Source organism: Halorientalis pallida (assembly GCF_049605515.1).
Classification (GTDB): Archaea; Halobacteriota; Halobacteria; order Halobacteriales; family Haloarculaceae; genus Halorientalis; species Halorientalis pallida_A.
The window spans coordinates 2,342,143-2,354,424 of the sequence record NZ_CP187158.1 but is presented as its reverse complement, the minus strand read 5'-3'; the positions used below and the strand labels follow the sequence as shown (position 1 = coordinate 2,354,424).

General features: G+C 67.6%; 14 protein-coding genes. 10 read left to right on the top strand and 4 right to left on the bottom strand.

From position 1 onward, the window contains the following. Nucleotides 1-70: 70 nt before the first annotated feature. Nucleotides 71-523: a Mov34/MPN/PAD-1 family protein gene (locus tag ACOZ4N_RS13670; protein ID WP_424016920.1), complete on the bottom strand. Its 453-nt coding sequence runs from the start codon at nucleotides 521-523 to the stop codon at nucleotides 71-73. Between the two features lie 108 nt (nucleotides 524-631). On the opposite strand from ACOZ4N_RS13670, the gene thpR reads away from it, so the two are divergent. Together thpR and ACOZ4N_RS13660 are read left to right on the top strand one after the other, a co-directional pair. Further along, a complete protein-coding gene (gene thpR / locus ACOZ4N_RS13665; protein WP_424016919.1) occupies nucleotides 632-1,189 on the top strand; it encodes an RNA 2',3'-cyclic phosphodiesterase in 558 nt (185 codons plus the stop codon). 342 nt (nucleotides 1,190-1,531) lie between these two features. After that, nucleotides 1,532-2,194, top strand: coding sequence for a hypothetical protein (locus ACOZ4N_RS13660; RefSeq protein WP_424016918.1), 663 nt, complete (start codon nucleotides 1,532-1,534; stop codon nucleotides 2,192-2,194). Nucleotides 2,195-2,365: 171 nt separating this feature from the next. On the opposite strand, the gene ACOZ4N_RS13655 is transcribed toward ACOZ4N_RS13660, so the two are convergent. Then, the gene (locus ACOZ4N_RS13655) at nucleotides 2,366-2,632 is read right to left on the bottom strand and encodes a hypothetical protein (RefSeq protein ID WP_424016917.1); all 267 of its coding nucleotides are present in this window, start codon (nucleotides 2,630-2,632) and stop codon (nucleotides 2,366-2,368) included. A gap of 196 nt (nucleotides 2,633-2,828) precedes the next feature. Between ACOZ4N_RS13655 and ACOZ4N_RS13650 the strand changes: the two genes are divergently transcribed. From ACOZ4N_RS13650 to ACOZ4N_RS13635, 4 genes are all read left to right on the top strand, one after another. Beyond that, complete coding sequence (locus ACOZ4N_RS13650; protein WP_424016916.1) at nucleotides 2,829-3,638, top strand: ZIP family metal transporter; 810 nt, start codon at nucleotides 2,829-2,831, stop codon at nucleotides 3,636-3,638. A gap of 226 nt (nucleotides 3,639-3,864) precedes the next feature. Continuing rightward, nucleotides 3,865-4,017 carry a 50S ribosomal protein L39e gene (locus ACOZ4N_RS13645; RefSeq protein ID WP_077206110.1) on the top strand — a complete coding sequence of 51 codons (153 nt, stop codon included), beginning with the start codon at nucleotides 3,865-3,867 and terminating at the stop codon, nucleotides 4,015-4,017. Further along, nucleotides 4,017-4,292, top strand: a complete 276-nt coding sequence (locus tag ACOZ4N_RS13640) for a 50S ribosomal protein L31e (RefSeq protein WP_424016915.1) — start codon at nucleotides 4,017-4,019, stop codon at nucleotides 4,290-4,292. Before ACOZ4N_RS13645 ends, ACOZ4N_RS13640 begins: the two co-directional genes overlap by 1 nt. Before the next feature lie 2 nt (nucleotides 4,293-4,294). After that, entirely contained in the window at nucleotides 4,295-4,957 is a 663-nt protein-coding gene (locus ACOZ4N_RS13635; RefSeq protein ID WP_424016914.1) for a translation initiation factor IF-6, read from the top strand. 5 nt (nucleotides 4,958-4,962) lie between these two features. Here the strand turns inward: ACOZ4N_RS13635 and ACOZ4N_RS13630 are convergent, their stop codons facing one another. After that, entirely contained in the window at nucleotides 4,963-6,909 is a 1,947-nt protein-coding gene (locus tag ACOZ4N_RS13630) for a methyl-accepting chemotaxis protein (protein ID WP_424016913.1), read from the bottom strand. A gap of 185 nt (nucleotides 6,910-7,094) precedes the next feature. Here ACOZ4N_RS13630 and ACOZ4N_RS13625 point away from each other — a divergent pair, with 185 nt between their 5' ends. The 4 genes from ACOZ4N_RS13625 to ACOZ4N_RS13610 are packed head-to-tail and all read left to right on the top strand — an operon-like array spanning nucleotide 7,095 to nucleotide 11,045. After that, nucleotides 7,095-8,195, top strand: a complete 1,101-nt coding sequence (locus ACOZ4N_RS13625; protein WP_424016912.1) for a branched-chain amino acid ABC transporter permease — start codon at nucleotides 7,095-7,097, stop codon at nucleotides 8,193-8,195. Next, on the top strand, nucleotides 8,192-9,502 hold the full coding sequence (locus tag ACOZ4N_RS13620) for a branched-chain amino acid ABC transporter permease (protein ID WP_424016911.1): 1,311 nt from the start codon (nucleotides 8,192-8,194) through the stop codon (nucleotides 9,500-9,502). Before ACOZ4N_RS13625 ends, ACOZ4N_RS13620 begins: the two co-directional genes overlap by 4 nt. Next, complete coding sequence (locus ACOZ4N_RS13615; RefSeq protein ID WP_424016910.1) at nucleotides 9,499-10,341, top strand: ABC transporter ATP-binding protein; 843 nt, start codon at nucleotides 9,499-9,501, stop codon at nucleotides 10,339-10,341. The genes ACOZ4N_RS13620 and ACOZ4N_RS13615 overlap by 4 nt, the downstream gene beginning before the upstream one ends. After that, nucleotides 10,341-11,045 (top strand): ABC transporter ATP-binding protein, encoded by a 705-nt coding sequence (locus ACOZ4N_RS13610; protein ID WP_424016909.1) that lies wholly within the window; start codon nucleotides 10,341-10,343, stop codon nucleotides 11,043-11,045. Before ACOZ4N_RS13615 ends, ACOZ4N_RS13610 begins: the two co-directional genes overlap by 1 nt. Here ACOZ4N_RS13610 and ACOZ4N_RS13605 read toward each other — a convergent pair whose 3' ends face one another. Then, on the bottom strand, nucleotides 11,046-12,281 hold the full coding sequence (locus ACOZ4N_RS13605; protein ID WP_424016908.1) for an ABC transporter substrate-binding protein: 1,236 nt from the start codon (nucleotides 12,279-12,281) through the stop codon (nucleotides 11,046-11,048). Nucleotide 12,282 lies beyond the last annotated feature (1 nt).

The following is a 12,282-nucleotide window of genomic DNA, read 5'->3' as shown; positions in this document are numbered from 1 at the left end:
ACATGGCGAATACCTGGACGTACGCACAGATCGGGAGGGTACTGTCTCGACAGGATCGATATAAGGTGTGTTAGGACAGTCGCGGGAGCGAGTGCCACTCGCCGGGGTCGGTGCCGTCGCGGCCGACGGGGAGTTCCTGCCAGCGGAGCAGGCCGCGCTGGAACAGCCGGTAACTGTGTGGCGTTCCGTGCGGCGCGAACACGACGAGGGCGTACCGTTCGGGAATCTTCCGGCGGTCGAGGTCCGTCAGGCCCGAGGGGGTCGACGCCGACGTGTGGGAGTGATAGCAGATCCGGGGTTCGGGCGGTGCGCGCTCGTCGACGGTCGCGACGAACCGCCGTTCCGGCGTGGCCGCCTCGTTGGGTAGGGGGACGTGTTCGGTCGCGTGGAGTCGCCCGCCGCGGCGCTCACAGGCCAGGAAGCCGCCGGCCTCCCTGGGGTGTTCGGCCGCGACGTGTTCGTCGACGGCGCGAACGAGTCCCCGCGGGATCGTCACGCGTCTGATACGGGTGAGCGCTACCACGCGGTCGTCCTCGGCGCGATTTGGGACGGCCCACTTAGGACGATTTCGTTCGTGTCACGTGCCGAGTCGGGTCCGAACGTTCAACTCGCCGTCGCCACTGGATCCCGTATGGGCAAACGACTGTTCGTTAGCGTCGATCTCGACGGCCTCGCCGGGGCCGTCGCGGACGTACAGGACCTGTTCGCCGAGGCGTCGGGGCTGAACGTCACCGATCCGGACCAGGCACACGTCACGCTCTTTTTCCTCGGCGACACCGACCCCGCCCGCCTCGACGAGATCACGGCCACACTCGACACCGCGGTCGCCGAGGCCGACGTCGACCCGTTCACCGCCGAGTTCGGTGGTCTCGGTGTGTTCCCCTCACTGGAGTACATCAGCGTCGTCTGGCTCGGCGTCGAGTCCGGCAGTGAGCAGTTGACGGCGCTCCACGAGGCGGTCGCGCCGCGACTGGTCGAGCTGGGCTTCGAACCGCCCGATCACGAGTTCACGCCCCACGTCACGCTCGCCCGAATGGAACACGCCGGCGGCAAAGAACTGGTCCAGGAGGTCGTCCGCGAACGCGAGCCCACGGCGGGCCAACTCCGCGTCGACGAGGTCCGCCTCACCGAGAGCGTCCTCACCGACGCGGGGCCCGAATACGAGACGGTCGAACGGTTCGAGCTGTGACCCCGACGGTGTGGCTACTGGTACCACTCGACAACATATACTGTCGGTGTCAACAATAGCGTCTCTATAGATACCTTACCATTCGGACGTTGAAATAACATTCCGGCTATCGGACGATATAATGCCCGGGGAAGGCCTTTACATCCACTCTCCTGGGCTGAGGACGATGCTCAGTAGGCGAACCGAAGTTCCTGTCGGGGCTCGCGGCGTCACGGGCCGCGATCCGATTCGACGAGTGGCCGCATTCTTGCGAATAGGGTTAGATTGTAGTAATATAGTAGAAATTGACAGTAACTCCCGACCGGACGCCGAGACGGTCGCTCGTCCGGGGTGGCCGTAACCATGGACGGCGACGGTGCCGACGACTCGCGGATCGGCCGCCGGGACTGGCTCAAACTCGCAGGGCTGGCGACGCTCGGCGCCGCCGGGGCGGCCGGGTGTGTCGGCGACGACACGGAGGCACCCGAACGGCCACGGGAACGGCGGTTCGGCTACGGCGGCGTACCCGTCGGCGCGGCGTCGGTGGCCGCCGTCGGCACCGCGACGGCCGAACAGGAACCGAACGACGTTCGCGCCGACGCGACGCCGGTGGCGAAAAACACCGCCATCGCGGGCACGCTGGCGGCCGGCGAGGTCGACTGGTACGCCGTCAGCGTGACTGCCGGCGAACCGCTGACCGTGGAGTACGCCACCGCGGACGCGACGGGGGTCTCCCTCGTCGCGATCTACGACGACGGCGGAAACTTCCTGGATCAGGTCTACGCCAGTTCGTCGACACCGGTCGAACTCGCAGAGACCGCCACGAGCGACGGGACCTGCTACGTCCAGATCGTCGACGTCGAGGACGGTGGCGGGTCCTACACCGTGACGGTCCACTCGGCCACGGACGCGACCACGGAGACGCCGACGACCACGACCGAGGTCCCGCAGACGACGACGCCCACGGCGTCCGATTCCTACGGGACACAGGGGTACGGCGAGTACGGCTACGGCGGGACGGTCTGACGCCCCACTCGGACACGCCGGCCGCTCACACCCCACGAGTCGACGGCCCCATCGGTGTCCGGGTGATCCACGAGCCCGCGGCTATCGAATTCGGAACGAGAGGAGAAGGTGCAGGAACGCCAGTGTGCCACCCCTGGCTGCCGCCGTGACGCCGTCGCGCCGGCGCGTCGCTCAGTCCGCGCCGAATCCCAGCGAGGGCCCACCCGGGAGGAGTCGGGTGAGCGAGTACGTCCCGTCGTCGGTCGGCGTCAGCTCCAGCCGCGCCGTCGCGCCCGGCGAGAGCGTCTTCGCGCGCTCCCGGAGCAACTCGTCGGCGTAATCGACCACTTCGACCGTCTCGCCGGTCGTCGGCTTCGTGACTGTCAGGGTACCGCGCTCGTCCATCGCCGATACGATAGTGACCGTTTCTCCACTTCCAGTCGCCTTCGTCGTTGACATCGAATAGTGAAATGCGAAATCAGAATATAAACGTTGGGTACTAGGCGATAGAAATGCGTGGATGTCTGCAGAACACTCGAAAGGCCCTACGAGTGTTTAAGGATCACCCCGACACGCCCTCCGTCGCCCGTTTAGGTCGACCAAAAACAATCAGGTTCGTGATAATTCTTAAGCCGGCGACGTTCGAAGCTCGCCCATGGGAACGCTCGCGAATCTGACGCTGGTGTTCGTCGCGGGGCTGATCACGGCCCTGGCCACAGGGCTGGGCGCGCTCCCGTTCTTTTTCATCTCGGAGGTGAGCGACCGGTTGCAGGTCGGCCTCTGGGGGCTGGCTTCGGGGATCATGATCTCGGCGTCGACGTTCGGGCTGATCCTGGAGGGGATGGCCGAGGCCGACGGCCGGGGCGACTACCTCCTGATCGCCGTCGGGCTGATGGCGGGCGTCGCGCTCGTGATCGTCGCCAACCGGATCATCTCCGATCACCACTTCGACCCCAAGCAGTACGAGGAGGCCGACTTCCAGAAGCTCGTCCTGATCCTGGGCATCCTGACGGTCCACAGCTTTCCCGAGGGGGTCGCCGTCGGCGTCTCCTTCGCCGAGCTGAACCTCGAAGGCGGACTCGCGTTCGGGCCCTTCGTCGTCCCGCTGTTGGCGGTGTTCATGACCGTCGCCATCTCCATCCACAACGTCCCGGAGGGGCTGGCGATCTCGATTCCGCTCCGGTCGATGGACGTGCCCAGCTGGAAGATGGTCTGGTGGGCGGTGTTCTCCAGTCTGCCCCAGCCCATCGGCGCGGTGCTGGCCTTCTACTTCGTGCGGATCGCCCGCGAGTTCCTGCCGGCCGGGTTCGGCTTCGCCGCGGGCGCGATGATCTATCTGGTGCTCTCGGAGTTCGTCCCCGAGGCTCTGGAGATGGGCAGTGGACTCCCGGGCCGTGGCTATCGGGAACTGGCCACGGGACTGGTTCTCGGCTTCGCGGTGATGGTGCCGCTGGCGTTTCTGTAGGGGGCAGTGCGGTGCGGTTGCTGTGCGGTGGCGGTGCGGTGGCGGTGCGGTCGCGGTGCGGTTGCTTTGCGGTCGGGCACGAAGTCGTCGTACCGGACGCGAGCGGAGCGAGCGTCCGGCTTTTTCGCCCACGTTTTTGCGCGGGGGGTCGCCTGCGACCCCCCGCGGAAAAAGGTGGGGACGAAAGAACACAAATTTAAGCGGCGGCGGGGTAGAAGCGGGCACTATGGGTAAGAAGTCGAAGGCCAAGAAAAAGCGTCTCGCCAAGAAGGACCGCCAGAACAGCCGAATTCCGGCGTGGGTCATGCTCAAGACGGACCGCGAGGTCCAGCGCAACCCCCAGCGTCGTAGCTGGCGTAACAGCGACACCGACGAATAATGAGCGCGAGTGATTTCGAGGAGCGGGTCATCACCGTCCCGCTCCGAGACGTGAACAAGGAACCGAAACACGAACGCGCCGGCAAAGCGATGACGCTGATCCGCGAACACCTCGCCCAGCACTTCAGCGTCGAGGGCGACGCCGTCCGGCTGGACCCCTCGATCAACGAGGAGATCTGGGAACGCGGCCAGAAAAAGCCCCCGAGCAAGCTTCGCGTGCGGGCCGCCCGCTTCGAGGAGGAGGGCGAGGCCGTCGTCGAAGCAGAGACGGCATAGCTTTGCTCCGCGCGGCCTTCGCCGGTTCGGCGTACGTCGGCGTCTTCGCCCGGGCCACCGACGACTGTCTGCTGGTCCGCCCCGACGTCGACGACGACCTCCGCGAGGATCTCGCCGACGAACTCGCGGTTCCGGCCGTCCCGACGACGGTCGGCGGATCGGGCACCGTCGGTGCGCTGGCGACCGGTAACGAGAACGGCCTGCTGGTCAGCGGCCGCGCTACCGACCGCGAACGCGAGGCGATCACCGAGGCCGTCGACCTGCCGGTCACCGAACTCCCGGGCCGGATCACTGCCGCCGGCAACGTCGTCCTGGCCAACGACACCGGCGCGTACCTCCACCCGGACCTCTCCCGTGAGGCCGTCCAGACGGTGAAAGACGCGCTGGACGTGCCCGTCGAACGCGGCACGCTGGCCGGCGTTCGAACTGTGGGCACCGCCGCCGTCGCCACGAACCGCGGCGTCCTCTGTCACCCCAAGACGACCGACGAGGAACTGGACTTCCTCGAGGACTTGCTCGACGTGCCCGCCGACATCGGGACGATCAACTACGGCGGCCCGCTCGTCGGGTCGGGCCTGCTGGCCAACGAGAACGGCTACGTCGTCGGCGAGGACACCACCGGCCCGGAACTGGGTCGGATCGAGGACGCCCTGGGCTACATCTGACGCGCTCAGAACCGCTGTTTTTCGACGCTCTCGCGGATCTCGCGGGCCCGATCTACCTGCTCGCGGTTGGCGGTGGCGATCGCCTCGATGTCGGCGGCGATCTCGTCGGCCTGATCGACGGCCTCGTCGATCATGCTGGCGATCTCCTCGGTCGAGGCGGCCTGGTCGTCGGTGGCGTCGGCCACTTCCTGAATCCCCTGTGAGGCCTCGCTGATCGCCTGGACGATGTCTTCCAGCCGAGCCATCGCGTCCTCGACCTGGCCGTTCACCTCGCTGATTCGGTCGGTCGTCGACGCCAGGTTCGCGACGGTCTCGTCGGTATCGGCCTGAATCCCGTCGATGAGCTGTTCGATCTCCGCGGCGTTCTGCTGGGACTCCTCGGCCAGCTGTTTGACCTCGTCGGCGACGACGGCGAACCCTTCGCCGGCTTCGCCCGCACGAGCGGCCTCGATGGAGGCGTTCAGCGCGAGGATGTTCGTCTGGTCGGCGATGTCGTTGATGACCTCGACGATGTCGTTGATCTCGGTGATGCGGTCCTGCAGGTGGTCCACGTCGTCGGCCACGTCGTCGGCCGAGGTCTCGACCTCGTTCAGGAGGGAGACGGCTTCCTGGGCCGACGCCTGGCCCTCGCGGGCGATCTCCTCGGCCTCCGAGCTGGTGGTGTCGACCTCGGAGGCGCTGGCGGCGACCTCCTCGACGCTGGCCGAGAGCGTCGAGATCTCGCTCGCCAGCTGTGTCATCGTCTCGCTCTGGTCGGCGGCGGCGGTCGTGATGTCGTTCGACCGGTCGGTCACCGTCTCGGCCTGGGCACGGAGGTCGTCGACGTCGCTGGCGACGCTGTCGGCCAGCGACTGGAACTGCTCGGCCAGGTCGTTGAGCGCGTCGACGACCGACACCAGTTCCCCGTCGACGACGCCCTCGTGTTCGAAAGCGGCGCGGGCGTCGTAGTCGCCGCCCTGGATCGCTTCGATGGTGGACTGGAGTTCCACGAGGAGGTCGGTCGTCCGCTCGCGCCGGACGGTATCGGCCGTCCGATCCTGTACCATCTCCACGACGCCCACGAGGTCGCCGTCGCCGGACTGCGTCCGGCTGCCAGAGGGACCCTCTCCCTCGCTGTCCGCGTACAGTGGCGCGGCGCTGAACGAGATGTGCCGTTCCTCGCCGTCCGCGTCGGTCATCGTACTCCGGTCGCGGTACAGCGTGAACTCGTAGTCCTCGACCCGGGGCACGCCGTAGGCCTCGTCGGCCGATTCGGGTGCGTCGAGGACCTTGTCCGCCAGGGTCTTGGCCCGTCGCCCGTCGTGGTAGAACGCCTCGCTCGCCATGTCGGCCGCGTAGGCCTCCTGCGCGGAGACGCCAGTCAACTCCTCGGCGCCGCGGTTCCAGACGACCACGTCGCCCGTCTCGTCCAGCACGAACAGACAGGTCCCGACGTGGTCGAACAGTTCCCGCGCGGCGAGGGGTACCGGCGGCTCCCCGGCGTCCGGTTCCGGTGGCTCCGGTCCCGATTCGAGACCCGTCTCGCCGCCGGCCGGTGCGGTCCCGCCGTCGGCCGCCGCTGTTGGTTCGACGGCGTCGACACCGGTTTCGAGCGACGCGAACAGGCCGTCCAGTGTCGCCGACAGCGAGGCCTCTACCCGGTCGATGGCCGCCTCGTCACCGAGGTCGGCTCTGAGTTCCTCGAAGGCCGCCGCCACCGCCGCCTCGACCGCGACGCCGTGATCAGCGACGACATCGCCGGCCGCCGCGGCGTCGTAGGCGTCCGCGAGCGTCGCCCGATCCGCCTCCGAAGGTGCCGCCAGCACACCGTCGAGATCCGATCCGGTCGTCCACTGGTTCGCGAGTCGATCCGCGAGCGTCGACGCGTACCGCCGCCGATACGTCGATCCCTCGCCCGTGGACCCCGAGGGGTCGGAACGACCGAGCAACCGCCGCAACGTGTCACCTGACATGGAACGAGTACCATTGTGTTGGTCTTGCACTCCTTATGCGTGGCGAGCCAGTTATCAGTCACAATAACTGCGCTGCTATTGTCACATTACCGCAATGTTTCGTGGTGGGGCGAGGATCGTTCGGCCGGCGTCGAGTGACTGCGAGAGTCTGTGAACGTTTTATACCTCGCCGCATATGCGACAGTATGGCCACAGATACGGAGACGAACACCCTCGTCGCGTTCGTCCGTGAGCGAGCGGTCCTCATCGCCCTCGGGCTTCTCGTCGCCCTCCTGGCTGCGGACCTGCTCCGCAAACTCGGGACGGGCGCGCTGACGACCGCGAGCCTCGCCGGATTCGTCAAGGACGGCACCGTTCTCGGGTTGTCGCTCGGCCTCGCTGGCATCGGACTGGCGATGACCTACAGCATTCTCAACTTCGCCAACTTCGCACACGGTGACTACATCACCGTCGGTGGCGTGGTCGGCTGGATCACCGCGTTCCTCGTCACCGGACTGGGTTCGTTCGAGGCCCAGCCACTCGTGTTGTTGCGGGCGTCGTCGCGGACGCTCGGCATCAGCGTCACGACCGCACCGGTCGCCATCGTTCTCGGCTTGCTCGTCTCGGTGGTGGTGACCGCCGGGCTCGCGCTCCTGGTCGACCGGATCGTCTTTCGACCGATGCGGGGCCAGCGCGGGATCGCCCTGCTGATCGCGAGCGTCGGCGTCGCGCTCGCGGTGCGATACCTGCTCGTGTTCACGCTCCAGACGGGGCCGCGCGGGCTGACCGCCGGCCAGGCCACGCCCTCGTGGAGCCTTCCCGTCGGGGCCGGATCGGTGACGATCACCGCTCACGAGGCCACGCTGGCGGTGCTGGCGGTGGCGCTGATGCTCGGTACACACGTCCTCCTGCGGTACACCACGTTCGGCACCGCCATGCGCGCCATGGCCGACAACGAGGACCTCGCACAGGTCAGCGGCATCCCGACCGAGCGGGTGATCCGCACGACCTGGCTGCTGGGTGCCGGGCTGACGGGCGCGGCCGGGTTCCTGATCGCGCTCGAACGCGGTGCCCTCACCATGAGCTTCGGCTGGCAACTCCTCTTGCTCGTGTTCGCGGCGGTCATCCTCGGCGGCATCGGCTCCGTCTACGGCGCGATGGTCGGCGGGCTCGTGATCGGGCTCGCGAGCCGGCTCTCGCTCGTGTGGCTCCCCGAGAGTTTCATCATCGCGGCGGCGTTCGTCGTGATGATCGTCATGCTGCTGGTTCGGCCCCAGGGCCTGCTCGGGGGGGTGACGACCGTATGAGTGTCCTCGACGACGGCAAGGCTGCCGTCTCCGAGTGGTTCGACGGTCGGAGCGACGCCGCGCTCCTGCTGGTGCTGGCCGTCGGACTGTACGCGCTGTTCACGGGCGTCTCGCTCGTGCTGGGATACGATCTCGGCGGGATCGTCAACACGCTCCGCCGGATCACGTTCCTCTCGGCCATCTACGCGATGCTCGTGCTGGCGTTGAACCTCCAGTGGGGGTACACGGGCCTGTTCAACCTCGGCGTCGCCGGATTCATGGCCGTCGGCGTCTACACGATGGGGATGCTCAGCACCGCGCCCACGACGAACCCGCCGGGGCTCGGCCTTCCCCTCCCCATCGGCATCCTCGGTGGCGTCGTCGCCGCCGCACTGGTCGGGGCGGTCGCCTCGTTGCCGGCCCTGCGCCTGCGCGGGGACTATCTGGCTATCGTCACGCTCGCCTTTTCGGAGATCGTCCGGCTGACCTATCGCTCGCCGGTGTTCGAGACGTTCTCGGTCGCTGGCCTGTCGCTCGGGACCGGCGGCTCGACGGGGATGTCACTCCCCACCAACCCGATCCGGATGCTGTTCTACGAGAACCCACAGGAGGTCACGTCGCCGCCCTCTGCCTTCGGCGAGGCGGTGTTCGGGACCTTCGAGGCCCTGGGCGTTCGCGCCCCGGTCGTCGAGGGGACGGCGTACGCCATCGTTCTCCTGTTCGTCGTCGCTGGCGTGTACGCGCTGTTGCGCCGCGTCGGCAACTCGCCGTTCGGCCGCGTGCTGAAGGCCATCCGCGAGGACGAGACCGTCGCCGGTGCCCTCGGGAAAGACACCCGCCTGTTCAAGGTGAAGGTGTTCGCGCTGGGCTGTGCGCTGATGGGGCTGGCGGCCATCCTCTGGCGGATCGGCGGCCTCGCCTCGACGGAGGACTTCCGGCCGATCACGACCTTCTACGTGTTCGTCGCGCTCATCATCGGCGGTGCCGGGTCCAACACCGGGAGCGTGGTGGGCGGCGCGGTGTTCGCCAGCCTGCTGTTCGAGGGTCCGAACTTCGTCCGCCGGGTCGTCACGCAGTACGTCGACATCGGCATCGGCCAGACGCCCAACACCATCTTCGAGGCCGTGGGGCCGCTGGCGTCGCTGGACGTGACGCCCCTGCTCGCGTACACCATCTCGGACGTGAACGTCTCCGCGCTCCGTCTCGTCCTGCTCGGCGTCGTCCTCATCTACCTCATCCAGAACCGGCCGGAGGGCCTGCTCGGCCATCGGACGGAGACGGCCGCGAGCGTCGATCTCGGGGAGCGCCCCGGAGGTGAGGACCGATGACGACCACCGCGCCCGACGCCGACGAGGCGGCCGCCGACGAATCGGCCGCGACGACCGACGCGGACGCCGACGACCCGCTCTTGCAGGTCCAGGATCTGGAGAAGTCCTTCGGCGGGATCACGGCCGTCGACGGCGCGACCTTCGACGTGGAACGGGGCACGATCACCGGTCTGATCGGCCCCAACGGCGCGGGCAAATCGACCACCTTCGACCTCGTGACCGGCGTGCAGACGCCCGACAGCGGACAGGTGGTCTTCGACGGCACCGACATCACGGGATGGCGACCCCACCGGTCGGCCAACCGCGGTCTCGTCCGCACCTTCCAGATCGCCCGTGAACTCGACGAGATGACCGTCCTGGAGAACGCGATGCTCGCCCCGCGCGGCCAGGTCGGCGAGAAACTCTGGCGGGCCGTCCTCCCCGGTGCCCGGCAGGAGGTCGTCCGGCAGGAGGAGCGACTGCGCGAGCAGGCCTGGGAGACCCTGGAGTTCCTCGAACTCGATCACCTGGCCGAGGAGTACGCCGGCGCGCTGTCGGGTGGCCAGCGCAAACTGCTGGAGCTGGCCCGGGTCCTGATGATCGAACCCGAGATGATCCTGCTCGACGAGCCACTGGCCGGCGTCAACCCGACGCTCGAAGAGAAACTCCTCGACCGGCTCCACGCCCTGCGCGAGGACGGGTACACCTTCCTGCTGGTCGAACACGACATGGACGTCATCATGAACCACTGTGAGCCGGTGATCGTCCTCCACCAGGGGTCGGTCCTGGTCGAGGGGACGCCCGAGCAGGTCAAAAACGACGACCGTGTGCTGGAGGCGTACCTCGGAGGTGAGGTCTGATGGCGCTGCTGGAAATCCGGGATCTGGACGCCGGCTACGGCGACCTGCAGATCCTCGACGGCGTCGACATGGACGTGGGCGGCGAGGAGTACGTCTCCATCGTCGGCCCCAACGGCGCCGGCAAATCCACCGTGATGAAGTCCGTCTTCGGGCTGACGACCTACATGGGCGGGTCGATCGAGTTTGCCGGCGAGGAGATCAGCGGGCTGGGCCCCTCCGAGATCATCACGCGCGGGCTGAGTTACGTCCCGCAGACCGACAACGTGTTCGCCGGGCTCACAGTCAAGGAGAACCTGGAGATGGGTGCCTACACGCTCGACGGCGTGCCCGAGTCCCGGGTCGAAGCGGTGTTCGAGCGGTTCCCAATCCTCGAAGAACGGCAGGGCCAGCGGGCCGGGTCGCTCTCGGGCGGGCAACAGCAGATGCTCGCGATGGGACGGGCGCTGATGCTCGACCCCGATCTGCTCTTGCTCGACGAACCCAGCGCGGGGCTGGCCCCCGACCTCGTAGAGGAGATGTTCGACCGCATCGACGAGATCAACGAGGCGGGGACGGCCGTGCTGATCGTCGAGCAAAACGCGAAGGAGGCCCTGCGTCGGTGTGACCGCGGGTACGTCCTAGTGCAGGGACAGAACCGCCACGAGGACACCGGCCGGGCCCTGCTCGACGACGAGCAGGTCCGCGCGGACTTCCTCGGCGGGTAATCAGGGCGTGATCGTCTCGATGGTCTCCACGCCGGAGTCGGTGAACTCGAAGTACTCGTAGGTGGCCGCCGCCAGGTCGCCGGCGTCGTCGAACGCTACCGGCCCGGAGACGCCCTGGTAGTTGACGGCGTCGCCGTTTGCCGCCATCTCGATGCCGTCGACGAGGTTGCTCGGCGTGACCTCCTGGCCGTCACCCTGTGCGACCGTGCGCATATTGTCCCGGACCGCCGCGCCCGAGTTCTCGCCGGCCGCGGCGTTTGCCAGCACCAGCACGGCCGCGGCGTCGTAGGACTGCCGCGTGAACGGCTGTCCCGCCGGGTCCGAGTCGTAGGTGTTCTGGAACTGCTCCGAGAAGAATTCGACGCCGGGCCCCTCGCCGAGCGGCGCGGTCCCGGTGACGTTGTCCATGCTCTGTCCCACGTTGCCCGGGAGATCGGCCGACTGGAGGCCGTCCGAGACGAGGATGTCCCGGTCGGCGCTGTAGTCGTTGTAGTAGTCCCGGAAGATGGTGACGCCGCTGCCGGGGTAGCCGACGACCAGCAACACGTCGGGGTCGTCGCTCAGCGCCTGGCTCAACTGCGAACTGTAGGAGTTCTGCCCCTCCGAGTACGACACCGACGCGGTGACGGTCCCGCCGTACTCGTTCTCGAAGGAGTCCACGAACCCGGCCGAGAGCCCGTTCCCGTACGCGTTGTTGAGATACAGCGTCGCCGCGCTGCTGTGGCCCTGTCGCTCCGAGGCGATCTGGGCCAGAACCTGCCCCTGGAGGGCGTCGGTCGGCGGCGTCCGGAAGAAGTAGTCGTTGTCCTCGAGCGTCGTGAAGTCCGGCGCGGTACTGGCCGGGGAACACATCGTGATCCCGTTGGGGATCGCGACCTGGTTGGCCACCTGCAGGCTGACTTCCGAACTCAGGGCCCCACAGATCATCGGGTAGCCGGCGTTGACAAGCGCGTTCCCACCGCTGACGCCCTGACTCGCTGCCGTGGCCGTGTCCTCGAACTGCACGTCGACCTCGAAGTCCGTGTCGGCGTCGTTGACCTGCTGGGGCACCAGCTGGGCGGCGTTGCGGATCGGCGGCCCGAGGTCGCTCAGCCCACCGGTGACGCCCATCAGCAGGCCCATCCTGATCGTGCGGCCGCTCCCGCCGCCGTCGCCGCCGGTACACCCGGCCAGGCCGGCGACACCGGCCCCTGCGATTCCTCCGAGTACCTCGCGTCTCCGTATTCGTCGTACCATA